Here is a 19,815-nt window from a genome sequence, read left to right on the forward strand (position 1 = left end):
CGCCCGTTGTGACCTGCGCGGTCGTCAGCCGGCCGGGGGACGCTGGAGCAGATGGGCGAACGCGTCCAGGTTGCGGGTCGGCTCGCCGCGCGACACCCGCCAGGCGTACTCCTTGCGGATCGCGGAGGCGAAGCCGAGTTCCAGCAGGGTGTTGAAGCTGCCGTCGGCGGCCTCCAGGACCTGCCCGAGCAGCCGGTCGACCTCCTCCGGGGTGACCGCGGACAGCGGCAGGCGGCCGGTGACGTAGATGTCGCCGAGCGGGTCGACGGCGTAACTCACGCCGAACAGCTTCAGGTTGCGTTCCAGCAGCCAGCGGTGGACGCCGGCCTCGTTCTCGTCGGGGTGGCGGATGACGAAGGCGTTGAGGGAGAGCGTGTGCCGGCCGGCGATGAGGGAGACGGTCGTGAACAGCTTGCGGGTGCCGGGGAGCTTCACGACGTAAGTGCCGGGCGCCGGGCTCTCCCACTCCAGTTCGGCGTCCTTCAGCACGTCCTCGATGACCCGCGCCGCCCGCCGCTGCCCTGCTTCCGCCGCCTTGTCAGCCATGGTGGGAGCGTACGTGACGGCGGTGCGCGTGGGTCGCGGCCGTGTAGACGTCGGCCGTGGCGGCGGCCGCGGTGTCCCAGCCGAAGGACTGGGCGTGCCGGGCGGCGGCCTCGCCCATGCGCTCGGCGAGCTGCGGGCGGTCGGCGAACTCGCGCAGCACGCGCGCGTACGCGGCGGGGTCGTGGCCCTGGACGAGGAAGCCGGTGTGCCCGTCCCGCACGGCCACCGGCAGACCGCCGACCGCCGCCGCGAGCACCGGGGTGCCGGCGGCCTGTGCCTCTATGGCGACCAGTCCGAAGGACTCGCTGTAGGACGGCATCACGAGCACGGACGCCGCGCGGAACCAGTCCGCGAGCTGTTCCTGGCCGACGGGCGGGCGGAACCGCACGACGTCCGCGATGCCGAGCCGCGCGGCGAGCTTCTGCAGCCCCTCCGGCTTGGCCAGGCCGCTGCCGCTGGGGCCGCCGACCACGGGGACGCAGAGGCGTGAGCGCAGCTCGGGACGCTCGTCGAGCAGGACGGCCACCGCGCGGAGCAGGATGTCGGGGGCCTTCAACGGCTGGATGCGGCCGGCGAAGAGCGGGATCAGCGCGTCCGGGGGCAGGCCGAGGCGGGCCCGCGCGGCGGCGCGGCCGTCGGCCGGGCGGAAGCGGGAGAGGTTGACGCCGGGGTGGACGACGGCGACCTTGCCGGGGTCGGCCGCGTAGTGCCGGACGAGTTCGCCGGACTCCTCGGCGGTGTTGGCGATCAGCCGGTCGGCGGCGACGACGATCTGCGTCTCGCCGATGACCCGCGCCGCGGGCTCGGGGGTGTCGCCGTCGGCCAGGCTGGCGTTCTTGACCTTGGCCATGGTGTGCATGGCGTGCACCAGGGGGACGCCCCAGCGCTGGGCGGCGAGCCAGCCGACGTGGCCGGAGAGCCAGTAGTGGGAGTGGACCAGGTCGTAGTGGTCGGGGCGGTGGCCTGCCCAGGCCTGCATCACGCCGTGGGTGAAGGCGCACAGCTGGGCGGGCAGCTCCTCCTTGGCCAGACCCTCGTAGGGGCCGGCGTCGACGTGCCGGACGAGGACTCCGGGGGCGAGTTCCACGGTGGGCGGGAGGGCGGCGGCGGTCGCGCGGGTGAAGATCTCGACCTCGATGTCGATCGCGGCGAGACGCTGCGCGAGCTCCACGATGTAGACGTTCATGCCGCCCGCGTCGCCGGTGCCGGGCTGGTGGAGCGGGGAGGTGTGCACGGAGAGCATCGCCACGCGGCGGGGCCTGCGGTGCAGCCGCAGGCGCGACGGTGCGGCGGGGGACCGCCGCCCGAGCCTCGCGATGTACTGGCTCACGTGGCGTTCCTCCTCGCTGCGGGCATGGCTGTCGGAGGGCGTGCCGGTCCCTCGGGGGCGTCAACACCGGACGACCGCGCCGCCATTTCCGGACGGCCTCTCCGGTTCACGTCTTTGCCGAATCATTACCGGATGTCGCTCAACCGTTCGAGAGTGTGGGGCGTGGGGAGCGGGGGGGGTGGCGCCCGCGGAGAGCGGGGGCGGCGGCCCCGTTCCGGCGCGGCACTCCTCGGTGTCCCGCGCGAGCACCCCCTTACCCTCGTCACCATGACAGTCCGCGCCGCCTCCCTCCCCCACTCGCGGCTCCGCCCGAGCGGGGGGAACCCCGTCGTGGGCACGGTGACGCGCGGGACGACCAACCCCAACCGGCTGCGCCGCATGGACCGCTGGATCGCGGCCACGCACGGCGCGGAACTGCGCCGCGCGGAGGACCCCGTCGCCGTCGACCTGGGCTACGGCGCGGCGCCCTGGACGGCGGTCGAACTGCTGCACCGGCTGCGCGCCGTGGCGCCGCGCGCGCGTGTGGCGGGCGTCGAGATCGAACCGGCCCGGGTCGCGGCGGCACGGCCGTACGAGCGCGAGGGACTGGTCTTCCGGCACGGCGGCTTCGAGATCCCGGTCCCGGGACGGCCACTGCTCGTCCGCGCGGCGAACGTACTGCGCCAGTACGACGAGGCCGAGGTCCCCGCCGTGTGGCGGCGGCTGTGCGCGCGGCTCGCCCCGCCCGACCCGGCGACGGGATCGCGCGGCGGGCTGCTGGTCGAGGGGACCTGCGACGAGATCGGCCGCCGGCACGTGTGGGTCGCGCTCGGGCCGGAAGGGCCGCGCACCGTCACCTTCGCGACCCGGCTGGGCTCGCTGGAGCGCCCCTCGGACCTGGCCGAACGCCTGCCGAAGGCGCTGATCCACCGCAACGTCCCCGGCGAGCCGGTGCACGCCTTCCTGCGCGACTTCGACCGCGCCTGGGCCGCCGCCGCGCCCTACGCCTCCTACGGCGCCCGGCAGCGGTGGATCCGGGCGGTGCGGGACCTCACGGCCCACTGGCCGGTGACGGACGGGCCGGCCCGGTGGCGGCAGGGGGAAGTCACGGTGCGCTGGGAGGCGTTGGCGCCCCGGCGGTGACGGCGGCGGCGCTCGCGACGGTGCGCGTGAGGGGCGGATCGGGAGGACCCGAGTGCCGGGAACGATCCCCGTGAGCCGTTCGTCACACGGGCAGGTGATCGTCACGCCGGGGAGGGACCGGGGAGAGCCGAGGGGTGCCGCGGCACACCGGGGAGGGGAAGTCGGGCGGGAATCACCCTGTCGTTTCGTGCGCCGGCATGGCAGCATCCCCCGGACGACGCCGTGTTACCGACGGTTGATGAGGTGGGGGTGCGGCCATGGGGCCGGGCAAGCGCGGGTTGCTCACGGCAGCCGTGACCGTGGTCTGCGCGGTCACCGTACTGGCGGTGCCCGGCACGGCGTTCGCGGCCCCCGCTCCCCCGCCGTCCCCGGGCGCGAGTGCGAGTGCGGGCGTGGGGGCCCCGGCCGGCAAGGACCTGGAAGCCGTACGCGAGAAGCTCGACGAGCTCTATCGCGCGGCGGCCGTGGCCACCGACGCGTACAACGCCGCCGAGGAGAAGGCGCGGAAGCAGTCCGCCGACATCGTCCGGCTGGCGAAGAGGATCGCCGAGGGCCGGGAGAAACTGGACGAGCTGAGGGACCGCGCGGGCGCCGCGGCCGCCGCCCAGTACCGCGGTGGCGGGCTCCCGCCCGAGGCCCGGCTGATGCTGAGCGACGATCCGCAGGAGTTCCTCGCCGGCGCGGGCCGGGTGCGCCAGGGCCAGCACGCGACCAACGGGCTGCTCCGTGAAGTGACCCGCACCCAGCAGGACGTGGAGCAGTACGCGCGGGACGCCGACGCCCAGCGGGGGAAGCTGGAGGCCGCACGCGAGGCCAAGGCCAGGGCGCAGAAGCGGATCGAGCAGCGGATCGAGGCGGCCGAGAAGGTCGAGTCCGCGCTGGCGGAGGAGGAGAGGGAGCAGCTGGCCCGGCTGGAGCAGCGGGCCGCCGACCGGGCACAGGGCACCTGGCTCAGCTCCGGCATCCTCGACGGGATCGGGGGCGGGACGACGCGGGCGGGCAGGAAGGCCGTCGCGTACGCCACCGCGCAGATCGGAAAGCCGTACCAGTGGGGCGCCGAGGGCCCGAGGACGTACGACTGCTCCGGGCTGACCTCGCAGGCCTGGATGTCGGCCGGGCTGGGCATCCCGCGCACCTCGCAGGCGCAGTGGCAGCAGCTGGAGCGCGTCGACATCAGGGCCATGCGGCCCGGCGACCTCATCATCTACTTCGACGACGCCAGCCATGTCGGGATGTACGTGGGCGACGGCGTCATCGTGCACGCCCCGCGCCCGGGACGGACGGTGACGCTCGCGGGGGCCGGGTCGATGCCGATCCTCGGAGTGGTACGGCCGGACACGACCGCGGACTGAACGGACCGGCTGGGCCGGACGGACCGAGCAGACCGGGCGGGGCGGGCCGAGCGGACGGGGCGGACCGAGCGGACGACGAACCGTCCGGGGTGGCACGGGGCCCGTCCGCCCGTACGAAAGGGCCCTCCGGCCCGCTCGGCGGCCCGGTGAGACGGTCCGCGTGACCCAGCGCACGTGGATCTCGCGGCCCTGACCCGCGCGGACGTGACGTTCGTCATTCCCGCCGCGTCGTCGGCCTGTCCAACTGCGGTAGCAAACGCGGCATATGCCAGCGACCGATGGCCGGGCGACGTGGTTCACACCATTCCGTCGCGGCGCCGTCAGCCGCTATGGTCCCCGTTCGAAGGGGCCTCCCCTGCTCGCACCGAAGGCGTGAGCCCGGGCAAGGGCCGAGACCCCCGGGTCCGCCGGAACGGGCCCTGGCCCCCACCGTGCCCTCGGGGGGAGGGAAGGAACCCGGAACATGCCCGTACCCGTACCGCGGCAGAGAGCGGTCCCGGCCGTGGAAGGTGGTCAGGCGCCGGCCACGGCCCCGCACCCCGGCCCCGCCCAGGACTCCTCGGAGACCCGGACCACCGCACCGCGCGCGGTGCGCCCGCCCGGGAAGACCACGGACCGCGCCGGGACCGTCCCGGACGGCACCGAGGCGACCGCTCCCACCAACCTCACCCTGCTGCTGATCGAGAGCGATCCGGGCGGCTCGCCGATCGTGCCGGCGGTCCTCGACCAGTCTGGCGAGCCGATCCGCGTCCGCACCGCCCGCAACCTCACCGAGGCCGAGCGGCTGCTGACCGACGACGTCCACTGCATCCTGCTGGACCTCGCCCTGCCCGCGCCGGGCCGGACGGCCGACGACGGCGGACTCGCCGTGCTCAAGCACGTACTGCAGCTCGCGCCCCGGCACGCCGTGCTCGCCCTGACCGGGGCCGACGACGCCGGGCGTGGCGCGGAGGCGGTGCGGGTGGGCGCCCAGGACTACCTCGTCCGCGACGAGCTGGACGGCCGGCTGCTGAGCCGGGCGGTCCGGTACGCGGTGGAGCGCAAGCGGTCCGACTCCGCCGAGCGGCGGCTGGCCGAGGGCCGCGTCCGCGCCCAGGAGAACCGACGGCTGGAGCGCGGCCTGCTGCCGACCCCGCTGCTGGAGGGCTCCTCGCTGCGCTTCGCCGCCCGCTACCGCCCCGGCCGCTCGCGCGCCCTGCTCGGCGGTGACTTCTACGACGTCGTCCGCACCCCGGACGGCACCGTGCACGCCATGATCGGCGACGTCTGCGGGCACGGCCCGGACGAGGCCGCCCTCGGCGTGGAGCTGCGCATCGCCTGGCGCGCGCTGACCCTGGCGGGGTTGTGCGGTGACCGGTTGCTGAGCACGTTGCAGCAGGTGCTGGAGCACGAGCGTCCGGACGACGAGATCTTCGCGACCCTGTGCGCGGTGGACATCGCGCCGGACGGCCGCCGGGCGGGCCTGTCCCTGGCCGGGCACCCGTCGCCGCTGCTCGCCCGTCCGGGCCACCCGGCGCGGCTGCTGCCGTACGACAACAACGGTCCGGCGCTCGGACTGCTGCCCGGTGCCCGCTGGCCGCGGACGCAGGTGGAACTCGGCGCCGAGTGGAGCCTGATGCTCTACACCGACGGCCTGATCGAGGGCCGGGTCGGCGACACCGGGGAGCGGCTCGGCCAGGACGGCATGGTCGAGATGATCCGCCGCCGGCTCGCCGAGGGGCTGCGCGGGGAGGCACTGCTGCGGACCGCGGTGCGCGAGGTGCGGGAGCTCAACGGGGGCGAGCTGACGGACGACGTGGCGGTAGTGCTGCTGGACCGGGCGGTGTGAGCGGGGATCCGCCGTCCGGGGTCGCGTCGTGGGCCGGCGCCGGGACCCGTCGCGGCGGGTCCGGGACGCGCGGTTGCCCGCGCCCCGGAAGAAGGAGGGGCGCGGGGCGGAACCGCGTCTCCTACCTGCCGCCGTTGTAGGGGCCGTAGGGACCGTCGCTGCTGGAGCCCTTGCGGGGGCGGCCGCCACCGGGGAGGCCGCGCAGCGCGGGGCGCACGTCGACCATGTAGACGATGGTCGCGATCAGGCCGATGATCGGCAGGAACGACAGGATGTTGAAGATCAGGTTCACCACGAAGGCGATGGCGAGGATGATCAGCCAGAAGGGCTTGGTCTGCTTGTCGGCCGCGCGGTAGGCGTCCTCACGGCGCGTGGCGGCGTCGATCAGCGCGAAGCCGCTGAAAACGATCAGAGCCATGCTCAGCAGCCACATGAACCCCGCGAAGCCCTGCATCAGCACAACGTCCACCACCCGATCCGGCTCGTCCTCTACGCCGTCACCGTACCCGCATACACCGGCCGGCTATCCGGGGAACGGGCCGGGCACCGCGTAAGTGCCCGGCCCGTCGCCCCACCCGGCGCCTACCTGGCGGGCGGAGTCGTCTTCTTGGCGGTGGTGTTCTTGCGCACCGGGGCCTTCTTGACGGAAGCCGGCTTGTCCACCGCGGCGGGCCTGCCGTCCTCGGCCCCGACCGGCTCGGGCCGGGGCGCGGGCTTGGGCTCGGCCGGGGGCTCGACGGCGACGGCGATGTCCTCGATGCTCTCGGCGGCCTCGCCGCGCCAGGTCTTCACGGCCTGCTCGCCGTGTTCGGCGACCTTCTCGTAGGTCTCCCGGGCCTTGACCGCGTACTCGGCGGCGACGCCCACCCCGCGCAGCGCGAGGTCCTGGGCGGTCTCACCGAGCTTCTTCAGGTCGGTGTCGAGCGAGCCGAGCAGCTCGCCGACCTTGGTCTGCAGGGTCTCCTGCGTCTCCCGCACCCGGACGGTCGCCCTCTCCTGGACGGCCTTGGGGTCGGTGTTGCGCACGGCCTCAATGCGGGCCGGGGCCTCGGCGCGCAGCTGCTCCACCAGGGCCGGCACCTTCTTGGCCTGCTGCACCGCGAGGTCGGCGGTGCCGGCGGCGAAATAGAGCGGGGTCGGGTCGCTGAGGGTCTTGCGCAGGTCGTCGGTGATGGCCATGGTGAGGGTCCTCCCGGACTCGTTCCGGATTCGTTTCGGCTGAGGGTTGTGGGTGATCCGCGGTGGGCGGCCGGTGCCCGGTCCGGCTCAGCCGGCCGTCTGCTGCGGATCGGTGTCGCTGCCGCCGGCCCCGCGGGGACGGCGCCGGGCGGTCGGAGCGCCGTCGGCCGTGCGGCTCCGGCGTCTCGCGGCACCGCCGTCCGGAGCGTCCGGCTCGCGGTCCTCGGAGTCGAGGGTCCCGGAGACACCGGCGGCATCGGTGACCTCGGTGACCTCTTCGTCCCCGTCCGTCACCTCACCGTCCCCGGCGGCTCCAAACCCGTTCTCCTTGCGGAAGGACTCGTATATCTGGAGCAGCACCTGCTTCTGACGCTCGGTCAGCATGGGGTCGGCGAGGAGGACGGCACGCGTCTCGATCTCGTCCCGGTCGCGTTCCGCGTCGAGGATCCCGGCCCGGACGTACAGCGTCTCGGCGGAGATCCGCAGCGCCTTGGCGACCTGCTGCAGCACCTCCGCGCTCGGCTTGCGCAGCCCGCGCTCGATCTGGCTGAGGTACGGATTGGACACCCCGGCGGCGTCGGCGAGCTGCCGCAGCGACAACTGCGCGCTGCGCCGCTGCTCGCGCAGGTACTCACCGAGATTGCCGACGTTGAGCGATGCCATGCCTCAACCCTGCCCCACCTCGCTAACAATTGCAAGCATCTGCTTGCAGGAGTGTGCCACGGCACAGTGCGGCTCCGTGAGCCCGAGCACGACAGGCATCCGTTCCCGGTCCGTCCGCGGTCTCCCGCCGGGTCCGCAGGGTGAGGTGAGCGGGTCCCGGACGGCCTGTGCGGCGAGCCGCCCCACCCGGGCCGCCTGCCCGCGAGGGCAGTGCCCGCCCCTCCGGCCGCCGGACGGCCCGGGGAGACCACGGCATCCCGCCGCCCCGGTGCGGGCGGCACGCGGAAGACGGATCACGTAGCAGGCACACCGAGGAGGACGACGCAGAGGCACCTCATCGACCCAGGTCCTCCGGGAACGGAGATTCCCCCGGCGGGTGATGCGGTCCATCGGGCGGGGCCGGTCGCGCTGTCCGGCGCGTCGTCGGCGGAGGCGACCGCGGAGGCCGTCGCGCAGGGGTGGGTGCATAGGATCGCCGGCATGACACTGCGACCCGTCCTGGTGAACATCAAGGCTGTTGACGACTCGGCGGTCGGCCGGTTCTGGGCGGAGGCGCTCGGCTGGCGTGTCACCAGCGCGGGAGCCGGCGCGACCGCCGCCCAACCCGACGGCTTCGACTGGCTGGACCCGCTCACCGTCTGCGTCGACGTCATCGCCGTCCCGGAACCCAAGACGACGACGAAGAACCGGGTGCACCTCGATCTCGCCACCACCTCCGCGGCCCATCAGGCGGAGCTGGTCGCGCGCCTGAAGGCCCTCGGCGCGACGCCCGCCCACGTGGGCCAGGGCGACGTGCCGTGGACGGTCCTCGCCGACCCGGAGGGCAACGAGTTCTGCGTGCTGGAGCCCCGGGAGGCCCACCGGGACACCGGGCCGATCGCCACGGTGGTGGTCGACTGCGTGGATCCGCGGGCCATGGCCCGGTTCTGGGGTGAGGCGGTGGACTGGACCCTGCGCGAGGTGACCGACGACCACGCGGTGCTGCGCTCCGCCCGGGATGTCGGCCCGTACCTCGAGTTCCTCCGCACGCCCGGCGTGAAGACCGTGCCGGACCGCGTCCATCTCGACCTGGTGCCGGCCCCCGGTGACGACAAGGAAGCGGAGGTGGCCCGGCTGCGGGCCCTCGGCGCCACCGATCTCGACCTCGGCCAGGGCGACGTCCCGTGGACGTGCCTGACCGACCCGGAGGGCCACGAGTTCTGCGTCCTCGCCCGGTCGTCCTGACGCGGAACCCCGGCGACATCCCGGCACACGCGCCCCGTCCGCCCGTGCGCCATGACCCCGGCCGGGTCGCGCCGCGGCGTCCCGGCCGGCTCGGGCGGGCCGGAAACCGCCTGCGCGCGGCCGCACCGGGGGACCATGAGGCATGCTCCCCGCTGACTGGCGCCTCACCGAAGACGTCGACGAATTCCTCGCCCGGGCCGGAGACTTCCTGCGCTCGCGGCCCGGCCCCCACGTGATGGCGCTGACCTGGGCCGAGCGGGTGCGCACGCGGGGGGCGGACGCGTTCGGCACCATCGGCGCCCCCGTCTTCGGCGTGCTGGAGCGGGCGGGCGAGGTCCACGCCACCTTCCACCGCCTCCCGCCCCGCGCGCTGTGCCCCACTCCGCTCACGCCCGAGCAGGCGGACGCCCTCGCCGTCCGCCTGGCCGCCCTCGGGCACTCCCTCCCCTCGGTCGGCGCGGACCACGACACCGCCACCGCCTTCGCCGGGGCCTGGCAGCGGCACACCGGCGCGACGCCGACGATGCGCGGCACCCGGCTGCGGCTGTACCGCCTGGGCACCCTCACCCCGCCGGAGCCGATGCCGGCGGGCCGGAGCCGCTTCCTGGGCGAGCAGGACCTCGATGAGGCCGTGTACTGGTGCGGCGAGTTCGCCGAGGCCGTCGGGGAGGACGTCACCGTCGACGCCGGCTCCTGGGCCGGCACGCGCTACGCCGACAAGCGCTACGTCCTCTGGGAGACCCCGGACGGCACCGCCGTGTCCGTCGCGGGGATGAACCCGCTGATCGGCGGCCAGATCCAGGTGGACGTCGTCTACACCCCGGCCCCCCTGCGCGGCCGCGGCTACGCGGCCGCGGTGACGGCGGAGGTGAGCCGGGCCGCGCTGGCGGCGGGCGCGCAGGACGTCGTGCTGTTCGCGGACCGGTCCAACCCCGCCAGCAACGCCCTCTACCGGCGCCTCGGCTACCGCACGCTCGCCGACTGGTCGACGTACGACCTCGCGTGAGGGCAGCACCATGGCGTCCATGACCGCATCCGACGCCGAGAACGCCGAGAACGCCAAGGAGACCGGGAACGCCGGGAACGCCAAGGACCCCGGGAACGCCAAGGCCGATCTGCGCTTCTACCTGCAGTCGGCCCGCGACGCCCTGCTGTGGAAGCTCGACGGGCTCCCGGAGTACGACGTCCGCCGCCCGCTCACGCCGACCGGCACCAACCTCCTGGGACTGGTGAAGCACGCGGCCGGGGTGGAGCTGGGCTACCTCGGTGACACCTTCGGCCGGCCGTCCGGCGAGCCGCTGCCCTGGCTCGCCGACGCGGCCGCGGCCAACGGCGACATGTGGGCGACGGCGGACGAGTCACGCGCGTACGTCGTGGAGCTGTACCGCCGGGCCTGGGCGCACGCGGACGCGACGATCGAGGCGCTGCCGCTGGACACGGCCGGCCGGGTGCCGTGGTGGCCGGACGGCAGGGACGGGCTGACGCTGCACCACGCCGTGGTCCGCGTGATCGCCGACACGCACCGGCACGCCGGGCACGCCGACATCCTGCGCGAACTCCTGGACGGCGCGGTGGGGACGGACGAGAGCAACACCAGCCTGCCGTCGTCCGACCCGGCCTGGTGGGAGGCCTACCGGAACCGCCTGGAGCAGGCGGCCCGGCAGGCGGCGGACCGGGGCTGACACCGGCCGGGACCGGCACCGCGGCCGGGGCCGGTCCCGGTCATCCCTTCACCGCCCCCGAGGTGAGGCCCTGGACGATGTGGCGGCTGGCGAAGGCGAACAGGACCATCGTGGGGAGGATGGTGAGCACGGCCGCCGCGGACATCGAACCCCAGTCGATGTTGAAGCTGGAGATGAAGCCGTTCAGGGCCGTCGGCACCGTCTTGTTGTCGTCGCTGTTCATCAGCGTCACCGACAGGAACAGCTCGTTCCAGCAGTTGACGAAGTTGAAGATGAACGCGGCCACGATCCCGGGGCGCATCACCGGCAGCAGGACCCGTACCAGCGCCCCGAACCGGGACAGGCCGTCGATCATGGCGGCCTCCTCCAGCGCGTCCGGGACGTTCTCGAAGAAGCCGCGGAGCATCACCGTGCAGAACGGGACGCACACGGCGATGTAGACGAGGACGAGCCCGAGGCGGTTGTCGACCAGTTGGAGGTCGGTCATCAGCAGGTACAGGGGGCCCAGCGCGATGAAGGACGGGATCATCTGGGTGACCAGGGCCGCCATCAGCAGCGCCGACTTGGTGCGGAACTCGAAGCGGGCCAGGACGTACGCCGACAGGGTCGAGATCGCGGTGGCCACCGCGCCCGCGACGGTCGCGACGACCAGGCTGTTGACGAGGTACGTCCCGAAGTCCGCCTTGCCGAACAGGCCCTGGTAGTTCTCCAGCGAGAACCGCTCGGGCCAGTAGGCGACGGGGAAGGAGAAGATGTCGCCGGGCGCCTTGAGGGACGTGACGGCGATCCAGTAGAGGGGGAAGAGTGAGAAGACCAGCCACAGGCCGAGGAAGATGACCTTGGTGGCCCGGCCGGCCCCGGTTTCCTTGCCGATCATGACCGCGCCCCTCGCTTTCCGGTCTGCTTCTCCCGCGTCGCCAGCAGGAAGAACACCGCGAAGACCAGCAGGACGGCGACCACCAGGAGGCCGAGCGCGGACGCCTTGCCGTAGTCGCCCTGCTGCGTGATCTTGATCATCCAGGTCGTCACGATGTGCGTCTCGTCGTTCGGCCCGCCCCCGGTCATGCCGAAGATCAGGTCGGGGAAGTTGAAGATCCAGATCACCCGCAGCAGCACGGTGAGCGCCAGCGTCAGACGGATGTAGGGAATGGTGACCTGGAAGAGCGTGCGCGCCTTGCCCGCGCCGTCCAGCGCCGCCGCCTCGTACAGCTCGTCCGGGACCGACTGGAGCGCCGCCAGGATCATGATCGCGAAGAAGGTGACGCCGTACCAGACGTTGGCGATCAGCACGGCGATCATCGCGGTGTCCGGGTCGGCCAGCCAGGCGATCGGCTCGTCGACCAGCCCGGCCCTCTGCAGCAGGTCGTTGACGACGCCGAACTCGCTGTTGAACAGCCAGCGGAACAGGATGCCGATGAGGAAGCCGGAGATCGCCCAGGGGAAGAAGACCAGAGCCTGGTAGAGCCCGCGGAAGCGGAACCTGCGGCGCAGCCACAGGGCGAGGGCGAACCCGATCACCAGCTGCGGAACGATCGAACCGACCACCCAGAACAGGGTGTTGCCGACCACCGTGCCCCAGGCGGGGTCGGTGAAGACGTCCTGGAAGTTCTTCAGTCCCACCCACGAGGTGTCGGTGAGGTCGGTCAGGTTCCAGTTCCGGAAGGCCATCTGGCTGCCGGCGATCATCGGGTAGTACGTGAAGACCGCCACGAAGACGGCGGCCGGCGCCATGAAGGCGGCGACGACCAGTCCGCGCCGGGTGGTGAACTCCCGCCGGCGGCGGCCCGACGCGCCCCGGCCGGGCGGGGCGCCCTCCTCGCGCGAGGAGGGCGCCGACCGCGTCTTCGACGGCGTGGCGGGCGTGGGGGAAGCAGCGGGCATGGCTACTTCTTCCACTTCTCGGTCCAGTAGGCGTCCCAGCCCGCCAGCAGTTCCTTCGGCGAGAGCTTGCCGAGGATCATCTTCTGCACGTCGGTGTCGGCGCGCTGCTGCCACTCGGCCCACCAGGCGACGCCGCGCGGCTGGGTGACGACGAGGTACTTGTCCGGGTTCTCCGTCATGGTGACGTAGCTGGCCCACGGACCGGTCCGGTAGAACTCGTCCTCGGCCGCCGACTTCAGGATCGGCACCAGGCTGTTCTTCTTGGTGAACGCGGTCGACGCCTCGCCCTCGGAGAGGAACTCGACCAGCTTCACCGCCTCGGCCTTGTGCTTGCTGCCGTCCGCCACGCCCCAGCCGGCGGTGGCCAGCGGCTGCACGGTCCTGCCGCTGGGCCCTGCCACCAGCGGGGCGGTGCTCCACTGGCCCTGCTCGATGGACTTGGACTCCGAGACCGTGGCGATCACCTCGGGGTCCTGGAGCAGGAACGCGGTGGAGCCGTTGGAGAAGCCCTCGACCATCTCCGGGTAGCCCCAGGCCACCGACGACTTGGGCGAGGCCTCCTTGAACAGCCTCAGGTACATCTCCATCGCGTCCAGCGCCTCGGGCGCGGAGAAGATCGTGCTGCCGTCCTTCAGCCGGTAGCCGTTGGCCGGGTCGATCCGGTCGGCGACGTACGCCTCGATCGCCGCGGTGGCGTTGCTGTGCGCGTTGGCGCCGCCGCGGAAGGCGTAGCCGTAACGGCGCTCGCCCGGGTCGTGGAGGGCGGAGGCCTGCTCCAGCAGTTCCTCCCAGGTGGCGGGCGGCTCGTCGAAGCCGGCCCGCTCGATCAGGTCGGTGCGGTGGAAGAGGCTCAGCCCGTAGAAGCCGTAGGGGACGAAGTACGTCCTGCCCTCGCCGTCCTCGGAGGCCTGGACGGCGTTGTCGGTGAGGGCGTCCCAGCCCTTCCAGCCGGCGAGGTCCTTCTTCATGTCGTACAGCCAGCCGTTGTTCGACCACGGCCCGACCGTGATGTCCCGCACCTCCAGGACGTCCACGCCGCTGCCGGACTGGAGCATCTGCTGGATCTTCTGGTCGGCCTGCTCGGTGGGCGGGGAGACCAGATTGACCTCGACCTTCGGGTTCTGCCGCTCGAAGTCGGCGATCAGTTCCTCGAGCAGGTCGGTGCGGGCGGGGTTGGTCAGGCTCTCGACCATGCTGAGGGTGACCGTTCCGCTCTCACCGGGGCTCATGGTGGAACAGCCGGTCAGGACCATCGCGGCGGCGGTGCCGAGCGCGAGAGCTGCCGTCCTTCTTCTCATCGTGCTGACCTCTTCCTTGTTGTGCGGGGGTGCCGGCGGCGCGGGGGACGCCCGCCGGGCGCGCGGTGCCGTCAGGCGGCGGCGCGCGCCGCGCGGGCCCATTCGCCGAGGACGGGAACGCAGTTCTCGGCGAAGTACTCGTAGTCCTCGGCGGTGTTGTAGACATGGGCGGACAGCCGCACGTAGCCGACGCCGCCGAAGCTGGTGAACGCCGCCTCGACACCGAGTTCCGCGGCGGCCCGGTCGCGCAGGGCGTCGGCCGTGAGACGGGTGTCGGCCAGGCCCGCGGGCAGGCGCACCAGCCGCATGCCGGGCACCGGCATGCCGACGTCGACGACGGCGTCCTCGCCGGTCAGTGCGGCGAACGCGGCGCCCACGATCCGCTCGGCGTAGCCGGCCAGGTCGTCCATGTAGCGGCGGGCGGCGGGCCAGCCCCAGGTGGTGCCGACGAAGCCGAGCGCCGTCGCGGCGGCCAGATAGCCGGTGGCGTCGATCGTGCCCTGCTGGTCGAAGCGGTCGGGGTAGGGGTCGGCGGCGCCCCACGAGTCGATCAGCGGGTACAGCCCGTCCCGCAGCGGGCCCCGGGCGACCAGGGCGGCCGTGCCGCGCGGCGCGCAGCCCCACTTGTGCAGGTTGCCCGCCCAGAAGTCGCACGTCAGCCCGTCCAGCGGGGCGGCGATCAGGCCGGGCGCGTGCGCGGCGTCCACGAGCAGCGGGATTCCGCGCCGCCGCGCCTCCGCGCCGATCCGCTCCACCGGCAGCCGGCGGGCGGTGGCCGAGGTGATCTGGTCGACGACGACGAGACCGGTGGCCTCACCGACCTCGGCCATCACGGCCTCGTACGCCTCCTCCTCGCCGGCGTCCAGCGGCACCCGGGCGGTGCGCACCCGGCCGCCCCAGCGGCGGGCCAGCCGCTCGGCGCCCATCGTCACGGCGCCGTAGCCGTGGTCGGTGACGACGATCTCGCCTCCGGCCCGGTGGGGCAGCCCGGCGTACACGACGCTCACGCCGGCACTCGCGTTCGGCACCAGCGCGAGGTCGCCGGGGTCGGCGCCGAGGAAGGCCGCGAGGTCGGCCCGGGCCGCCGCGAGGCGCTGCGGCAGCTCGGGGAACCACACCACCGGCGCGCTCTCCATCCGCGTACGCAGCTCCTGCTGCCGCTCCTGGGCCACCAGCGGCACGGCGCCGAACGAGCCGTGGTTGAGGTGGCGCAGGGCGGGGTCCAGCGACCACGCCCGTGCCGCCGGCCGGCCGTCGGCCAGCAGCAGGGGGCGCGGGGCGGTGGTGACCTCGGTCTCGCTCACATGACTCCCATCCGCAAGGACATCAGATCCGGAACCCGACCTTCGGGCCAGACGTATGATGACTCGGGATGTTGGCACGCCTTTTTCGGCCAGACAAGACCTCTGCAGCGAAAGAAGTCAGATGACTCGCGGCTGATACGTCAAAGACATCTGACCTCTCGCCTCGCTACAGTGCTCCCCGGGGCAGGCGCGCGCTGCCGTCGGCCCGGCAGGGGAGGAGCTCGGATGTCCGCAGTCGACAAGGCGTTCCACGGCCTACGGCACATGATCGCCACCGGGCGCCTCGCCGCCGGTGAGCGCATTCCCCCCGAGGCGGACCTCTGCGAGGAACTCGGCGTCTCCCGGGGCTCGTTGCGCGAGGCGGTGCGCATGCTGGCGGCCCTCGGCGTGATCGAACCGCGGCACGGCTCGGGCACCTACGTCTCCCAGCTCAGGCCGGAGGACCTCATCGGCAGCCTGTCGCTGACCCTCCAGCTCCTGCCGCTGCCGGGGTTGCTGGAGGTCTATGAGATCCGGCGGGTCCTGGAGGCGCACGTCGCGGCCAAGGCCGCCGCGCGCGCGACGCCGGGGACGATCGAGACGCTCTTCTCCCTGATCGAGGCCATGGAGGCCACCGAGGACCCCACCGAGGCCTCGGAGCTCGACCACCGCTTCCACGCCGAGATCGCCCGGGCGGGCGGCAATCCCACCCTCGCCTCACTGCTCGCGGTCTTCCGCGCCCGCTCCCGCAAGTACCAGGTCTTCACCCTCCCCGAGGGCCCGGAACTGCGGCGCAGGAGCGACGCGGACCACCGGGTGCTGGCCACCGCGATCGCCGAGCGCGACCCGGGCGCCGCGGCGGGCGCCGCCGAGGCCCACGTCACCCAGACGGAACGCTGGCTGCGCGCGCTCATGCCACCGCCGGAGGACGGCTCCGAGGCCTGAGAGCGGGCCCGCTCCCCGCCCCGTACACCCACTTTTTTGTGCGTACTTGGCAGCGCGCCGCCGCACGGCGAACCTTGGTACGGGCGGCCGACGGGGCACCGGACGGGAAGGGAGCGGGAACGGCAGGCCCTCAGGACACCGGGGCCCGCGACATCCCCTCCAGGCGGCGGTGGCCCCAGTCGGACAGCGGCGTCAGCGCCTCGGCGAGCTCGCGGCCGAACGGGGTCAGCGAGCAGACCGTCTTCGGCGGCAGCACGTCGTGCACCTCCCGGTGCACCAGACCGTCCGCCTCCATCTCGCGCAGCGCCTGGGTCAGCACCTTCTCGGTCAGGCCGGGCGCCTTCCGGCGCAGCTCGGCCGGCCGGTGCGGCCCGGACTCCAGCAGCCACAGCAGCGTGGTCTTCCACTTGCCCTCGATCACCGCGATCGCGGCGGTCACCCCGCAGACCTCCGGGTCGTGGCGCCGGTGCACCATGCCGTGCCCCTTTCCTCAGCAATCGACACGTACGTTACGGGAGTTGAAGCATGTCTGAACACACCGACCAGTCCTCCGTGACCGTCCTCGGGCTCGGTCCGATGGGCCGGGCGCTGGCCGGCGCGTTCCTGGACGCGGGGCTGCGCACCACCGTCTGGAACCGCACGCCCGGCCGGGACGGCGACCTCATCGCCCGGGGTGCCGTCCCGGCGCCCTCGGCCGAGGCGGCGGTCGCCGCCGCCCCGCTCAGCGTCGTCTGCGTGGTGAACTACGACGCCTCGGACGCGGTACTGCGCCGGGACGCCGTCACCGCCGCCCTGAAGGGCCGCACGCTCGTGAACCTGAGCGCCGACACACCCGAACGCGCCCGGGACACGGGCGAGTGGGCCGCCCGGCACGGCATCCGCTACCTGGACGGCGCGATCATGACGCCGACGCCGGCCATCGGCACGGACGACGCGGTGTTCCTGTTCAGCGGCCCCGAGGAGCTGCACCGGGAGCACCGGCCCGTGCTGGCCGCGCTCGGCGGCGGCCACACCCACCTCGGGGAGGACATCGGCCGGGCGGCGGCGTTCGACATCGCGCTGCTCGACGTCTTCTGGACGTCGATGGCCGGTTACGCGCACGCCCTCGCCGTGGCCCGCGCGGAGGGCGTCACCGCCACGGAACTCACCCCGTTCGCCCAGGGCATCGCCGCCATCCTGCCGCCGCTGTTCGCGCAGTTCGCGGCCGACGCCGACGCCGGCACCTACTCGGGCGAGGTGAACCCGATCACCTCGGCCGTGTCGACCATGTCCCACGTCGTCCACGCCTCCGAGGACCACGGCATCGACGCGAGCGTGATGCGCGTGATCGAGGGGCAGGCCCGGCGGGTGGTGGCGCTCGGGCACGGTACGGACGGGTACGTCCGGGTCGCCGAGGTGCTCGCCCGGCACTGACCGGGGCCGGGCGGCCTCAGAACGGCAGGGGCCGCCCGTGCACCACCTCCAGCCGGGAGACCGCCCGGGTGAGCACCACGTACAGCCGGTGCGGGCCCCGGTCCCGGCATGCCTCCGACTCGGCGATCGCCGCCGGCTCGACGGCCACCACGTGGTCGTACTCCAGGCCCTTGACGACGCTCGCCGGCACGACGACGACCCGCGCGCCCAGCGCCTCCGGGCCCCCCGCCGCCACCCCCGCCCCGGCCAGCGCACGCCGCATCCGGGGCACGTCCGCGTCCGCCGCGACCACCCCGACGGACCCCTCCCGCTCCAGCGCGTCCCGTACGGCGGCCACGACCGCGTCCGGCAGTTCACCCGGCCCCGGCACCCGGCGGATGCGCACCTCGCCGTCGCCGCGCAGGGAACGGGTCGCCGGGACGTCGACGTCCAGCCGCTCCAGCAGCCGGTTGGTGAGCTCCACCACCGCCCGCGGCACCCGGAACCCGGTGGTCAGCGGGACCACGGCCGCGTCCGGCTTCCCCAGGTGCGCGAGCACCGCCGGCCAGGAGCGGGCCGCCCACGGCGTGGTGCCCTGCGCCAGGTCGCCCAGCACGGTGAGCGAGCCGAAGGCGGCCCGGCGGGCGATGGCCCGGCACTCCATCGGGGAGAGGTCCTGGGCCTCGTCGACGACGATGTGGCCGTACCCCTGCGGGTGTTCGAGGAGTCCGGCGGCCTCGTCGAGCAGCACCGCGTCGGCGGCCGACCAGCGCGCCGACTTCCACGACCGCGGCGGCACCGCCCACCGCACCGCCTGCTGCTCGCCGGTGTCCAGCACGCCCTCGGCGGCGACGGCCAACGCCCCGGGGTCACCGAGCAGTCCGGCCACCACCTCCTCCGCCCGCACCCGGGGCCAGACGGCGTCGACGTACGCGGACACCGCCCGCGCCCGCTCGATCCGGCGCACCCAGGCGGTGCCGCGCGGCCCGCTGCGCCGCTCCGCCCGCTCCCGCACCGCCCGCACGATCCGGGCCCGCACCCGCTCCCGCCCGACCTCGTACGGCGGTTCCTCGGCCCGTACGTCCGCCACGATCCGCGCCGTCTCGTCGGCCTCCACCCGCCACCGGTACGAGCCGTCGGGCACCGCGAGGGATCCGGCGCGGTCGGGGCGCACCCGGGCGTACAGCGCGCGGCGCAGCACCTCGGCCATCCGGGCGTCGTGCTTGACGGCGGCGGCGCGCGGGTCGTCGGTCCCGGTGACCGGGTGCCGGGCGATCTCCTCGAGAAGGGTCGACTGCCGTACGCCGGTCTCACCGAGGGCGGGCAGCACCTCGGAGATGTAGGAGAGGAAGGTGCGGTTGGGTCCGAGGATGAGCATTCCGCCGCGCCGGATGCGCTGCGGGTGGGTGTACAGCAGATACGCCGCCCGGTGCAGGCCGACGGCGGTCTTGCCGGTGCCGGGGGCGCCCTGCACGCACACGGAGGCGCCGAGGTCACCGCGGACGAGGTCGTCCTGCTCGGGCTGGATGGTGGCCGCGATGTCCCGCATGGGCCCGAGGCGGGGCCGTTCGATCTCCCGGGCGACGATGCCGCCGGCCCGCTCCTCCCCCCGCTCCAGGTGCTCGTCCTCCAGACCGGTCAGGTCGGCGGAGTCGCCCCGGCTGCCGGGTGCCCAGCCGAACCGCCGGCGCACGGCGACGCCCTGCGGTGCGCGGGCGGAGGCCTGGTAGAAGGCGCGGGAGACGGGCGCGCGCCAGTCGACGACAAGGGGCGGGGCGGCGGGGTGCTCGGTGATCCGCAGCCGCCCGATGTGGTAGCTCTGCCCGGAGTGCCCGGGGGCGCCGTGCGCGAAGTCCAGCCGTCCGAAGAACAGCGGCCCCGGCGGCAGTTCCCGCAGCCGTCCGGCCCGGCCGCGCAGGCGGCGTCCGAGGACCTCGGCGTCGGCGCCGGAGGCGGAGACGTCCTCTCCGGTGACGACCTGCTCGTCTGCGCCGTCGACCATGGCGCCGAGGGCGCGGCGGCAGCTGTCGTGGTGGGCGCGTTCCTGGTCGAGGGCGTGCCGGAGGGCCGGCTCGGGTGATGTCATTCCA

Annotated in this window: 19 protein-coding genes; 8 read left to right on the plus strand and 11 right to left on the minus strand. The window is 73.8% G+C overall.

The genetic code is table 11. From position 1 onward, the window contains the following. Positions 1–24: 24 nt before the first annotated feature. Complete coding sequence (locus ACF07S_RS08925) at positions 25–546, minus strand: YbjN domain-containing protein (RefSeq protein WP_391963853.1); 522 nt, start codon at positions 544–546, stop codon at positions 25–27. Further along, positions 539–1,876 carry a D-inositol-3-phosphate glycosyltransferase gene (gene mshA / locus ACF07S_RS08930; RefSeq protein WP_391963854.1) on the minus strand — a complete coding sequence of 446 codons (1,338 nt, stop codon included), beginning with the start codon at positions 1,874–1,876 and terminating at the stop codon, positions 539–541. The genes ACF07S_RS08925 and mshA overlap by 8 nt, the downstream gene beginning before the upstream one ends. 330 nt (positions 1,877–2,206) lie before the next feature. Here mshA and ACF07S_RS08935 point away from each other — a divergent pair, with 330 nt between their 5' ends. The 3 genes from ACF07S_RS08935 (at position 2,207) to ACF07S_RS08945 (ending at position 6,178) form a co-directional block, all read left to right on the plus strand. Next, a complete protein-coding gene (locus tag ACF07S_RS08935; protein WP_391973820.1) occupies positions 2,207–2,998 on the plus strand; it encodes a class I SAM-dependent methyltransferase in 792 nt (263 codons plus the stop codon). 257 nt (positions 2,999–3,255) lie between these two features. After that, entirely contained in the window at positions 3,256–4,350 is a 1,095-nt protein-coding gene (locus ACF07S_RS08940; protein ID WP_391973774.1) for an NlpC/P60 family protein, read from the plus strand. Between the two features lie 463 nt (positions 4,351–4,813). Further along, on the plus strand, positions 4,814–6,178 hold the full coding sequence (locus tag ACF07S_RS08945) for a SpoIIE family protein phosphatase (RefSeq protein ID WP_391973775.1): 1,365 nt from the start codon (positions 4,814–4,816) through the stop codon (positions 6,176–6,178). A gap of 121 nt (positions 6,179–6,299) precedes the next feature. On the opposite strand, the gene ACF07S_RS08950 is transcribed toward ACF07S_RS08945, so the two are convergent. The 3 genes from ACF07S_RS08950 to ACF07S_RS08960 form a co-directional block, all read right to left on the minus strand. Beyond that, the gene (locus ACF07S_RS08950; protein ID WP_391973821.1) at positions 6,300–6,632 is read right to left on the minus strand and encodes a DUF2516 family protein; all 333 of its coding nucleotides are present in this window, start codon (positions 6,630–6,632) and stop codon (positions 6,300–6,302) included. A 128-nt stretch (positions 6,633–6,760) separates the two neighbouring features. After that, the gene (locus tag ACF07S_RS08955) at positions 6,761–7,357 is read right to left on the minus strand and encodes a hypothetical protein (RefSeq protein ID WP_391963857.1); all 597 of its coding nucleotides are present in this window, start codon (positions 7,355–7,357) and stop codon (positions 6,761–6,763) included. 87 nt (positions 7,358–7,444) lie between these two features. Further along, a complete protein-coding gene (locus tag ACF07S_RS08960) occupies positions 7,445–8,020 on the minus strand; it encodes a helix-turn-helix domain-containing protein (RefSeq protein WP_391973776.1) in 576 nt (191 codons plus the stop codon). A gap of 480 nt (positions 8,021–8,500) precedes the next feature. On the opposite strand from ACF07S_RS08960, the gene ACF07S_RS08965 reads away from it, so the two are divergent. The 3 genes from ACF07S_RS08965 to ACF07S_RS08975 all read left to right on the plus strand — a co-directional run bounded on the left by ACF07S_RS08965 (position 8,501) and on the right by ACF07S_RS08975 (position 10,926). After that, positions 8,501–9,244 carry a VOC family protein gene (locus ACF07S_RS08965; protein WP_391963860.1) on the plus strand — a complete coding sequence of 248 codons (744 nt, stop codon included), beginning with the start codon at positions 8,501–8,503 and terminating at the stop codon, positions 9,242–9,244. Positions 9,245–9,386: 142 nt separating this feature from the next. Beyond that, positions 9,387–10,250: a GNAT family N-acetyltransferase gene (locus ACF07S_RS08970; protein ID WP_391973777.1), complete on the plus strand. Its 864-nt coding sequence runs from the start codon at positions 9,387–9,389 to the stop codon at positions 10,248–10,250. A 19-nt stretch (positions 10,251–10,269) separates the two neighbouring features. Continuing rightward, entirely contained in the window at positions 10,270–10,926 is a 657-nt protein-coding gene (locus ACF07S_RS08975; protein ID WP_391973778.1) for a DinB family protein, read from the plus strand. 40 nt (positions 10,927–10,966) lie between these two features. On the opposite strand, the gene ACF07S_RS08980 is transcribed toward ACF07S_RS08975, so the two are convergent. The 4 genes from ACF07S_RS08980 to ACF07S_RS08995 form a co-directional block, all read right to left on the minus strand. After that, positions 10,967–11,803: a carbohydrate ABC transporter permease gene (locus tag ACF07S_RS08980; RefSeq protein ID WP_391963863.1), complete on the minus strand. Its 837-nt coding sequence runs from the start codon at positions 11,801–11,803 to the stop codon at positions 10,967–10,969. Next, positions 11,800–12,807 carry a carbohydrate ABC transporter permease gene (locus ACF07S_RS08985; protein WP_391963864.1) on the minus strand — a complete coding sequence of 336 codons (1,008 nt, stop codon included), beginning with the start codon at positions 12,805–12,807 and terminating at the stop codon, positions 11,800–11,802. Before ACF07S_RS08985 ends, ACF07S_RS08980 begins: the two co-directional genes overlap by 4 nt. 2 nt (positions 12,808–12,809) lie before the next feature. Continuing rightward, positions 12,810–14,105, minus strand: coding sequence for an ABC transporter substrate-binding protein (locus tag ACF07S_RS08990; RefSeq protein WP_391963865.1), 1,296 nt, complete (start codon positions 14,103–14,105; stop codon positions 12,810–12,812). A 71-nt stretch (positions 14,106–14,176) separates the two neighbouring features. Then, complete coding sequence (locus ACF07S_RS08995) at positions 14,177–15,409, minus strand: aminotransferase class V-fold PLP-dependent enzyme (RefSeq protein WP_391973779.1); 1,233 nt, start codon at positions 15,407–15,409, stop codon at positions 14,177–14,179. A gap of 225 nt (positions 15,410–15,634) precedes the next feature. Here ACF07S_RS08995 and ACF07S_RS09000 point away from each other — a divergent pair, with 225 nt between their 5' ends. Then, positions 15,635–16,333 (plus strand): FadR/GntR family transcriptional regulator, encoded by a 699-nt coding sequence (locus tag ACF07S_RS09000; RefSeq protein WP_391963867.1) that lies wholly within the window; start codon positions 15,635–15,637, stop codon positions 16,331–16,333. Positions 16,334–16,463: 130 nt separating this feature from the next. Here ACF07S_RS09000 and ACF07S_RS09005 read toward each other — a convergent pair whose 3' ends face one another. After that, the gene (locus ACF07S_RS09005; protein ID WP_391973780.1) at positions 16,464–16,808 is read right to left on the minus strand and encodes a winged helix-turn-helix transcriptional regulator; all 345 of its coding nucleotides are present in this window, start codon (positions 16,806–16,808) and stop codon (positions 16,464–16,466) included. A gap of 50 nt (positions 16,809–16,858) precedes the next feature. Between ACF07S_RS09005 and ACF07S_RS09010 the strand changes: the two genes are divergently transcribed. After that, the gene (locus ACF07S_RS09010; RefSeq protein WP_391973781.1) at positions 16,859–17,746 is read left to right on the plus strand and encodes an NAD(P)-dependent oxidoreductase; all 888 of its coding nucleotides are present in this window, start codon (positions 16,859–16,861) and stop codon (positions 17,744–17,746) included. Positions 17,747–17,762: 16 nt separating this feature from the next. On the opposite strand, the gene ACF07S_RS09015 is transcribed toward ACF07S_RS09010, so the two are convergent. Next, positions 17,763–19,811 carry a HelD family protein gene (locus ACF07S_RS09015; RefSeq protein ID WP_391963870.1) on the minus strand — a complete coding sequence of 683 codons (2,049 nt, stop codon included), beginning with the start codon at positions 19,809–19,811 and terminating at the stop codon, positions 17,763–17,765. Positions 19,812–19,815 lie beyond the last annotated feature (4 nt).

Source organism: Streptomyces sp. NPDC016640, assembly GCF_043076215.1.
In the GTDB taxonomy this organism is placed as follows: domain Bacteria; phylum Actinomycetota; class Actinomycetes; order Streptomycetales; family Streptomycetaceae; genus Streptomyces.

Coding starts and splice junctions, on each gene's coding strand:
- ACF07S_RS08955 (WP_391963857.1), bottom strand. CDS start 7,357: ATGGCCATCACCGACGACCTGCGCAAGACCCTCAGCGACCCGACCCCG.
- ACF07S_RS08965 (WP_391963860.1), top strand. CDS start 8,501: ATGACACTGCGACCCGTCCTGGTGAACATCAAGGCTGTTGACGACTCG.
- ACF07S_RS08945 (WP_391973775.1), top strand. CDS start 4,814: ATGCCCGTACCCGTACCGCGGCAGAGAGCGGTCCCGGCCGTGGAAGGT.
- ACF07S_RS09005 (WP_391973780.1), bottom strand. CDS start 16,808: ATGGTGCACCGGCGCCACGACCCGGAGGTCTGCGGGGTGACCGCCGCG.
- ACF07S_RS08950 (WP_391973821.1), bottom strand. CDS start 6,632: ATGCAGGGCTTCGCGGGGTTCATGTGGCTGCTGAGCATGGCTCTGATC.
- ACF07S_RS08985 (WP_391963864.1), bottom strand. CDS start 12,807: ATGCCCGCTGCTTCCCCCACGCCCGCCACGCCGTCGAAGACGCGGTCG.
- ACF07S_RS08960 (WP_391973776.1), bottom strand. CDS start 8,020: ATGGCATCGCTCAACGTCGGCAATCTCGGTGAGTACCTGCGCGAGCAG.
- ACF07S_RS08970 (WP_391973777.1), top strand. CDS start 9,387: ATGCTCCCCGCTGACTGGCGCCTCACCGAAGACGTCGACGAATTCCTC.
- ACF07S_RS09010 (WP_391973781.1), top strand. CDS start 16,859: ATGTCTGAACACACCGACCAGTCCTCCGTGACCGTCCTCGGGCTCGGT.
- ACF07S_RS09000 (WP_391963867.1), top strand. CDS start 15,635: ATGTCCGCAGTCGACAAGGCGTTCCACGGCCTACGGCACATGATCGCC.
- ACF07S_RS08980 (WP_391963863.1), bottom strand. CDS start 11,803: ATGATCGGCAAGGAAACCGGGGCCGGCCGGGCCACCAAGGTCATCTTC.
- ACF07S_RS08925 (WP_391963853.1), bottom strand. CDS start 546: ATGGCTGACAAGGCGGCGGAAGCAGGGCAGCGGCGGGCGGCGCGGGTC.
- ACF07S_RS08975 (WP_391973778.1), top strand. CDS start 10,270: ATGACCGCATCCGACGCCGAGAACGCCGAGAACGCCAAGGAGACCGGG.
- ACF07S_RS09015 (WP_391963870.1), bottom strand. CDS start 19,811: ATGACATCACCCGAGCCGGCCCTCCGGCACGCCCTCGACCAGGAACGC.
- ACF07S_RS08990 (WP_391963865.1), bottom strand. CDS start 14,105: ATGAGAAGAAGGACGGCAGCTCTCGCGCTCGGCACCGCCGCCGCGATG.
- ACF07S_RS08940 (WP_391973774.1), top strand. CDS start 3,256: ATGGGGCCGGGCAAGCGCGGGTTGCTCACGGCAGCCGTGACCGTGGTC.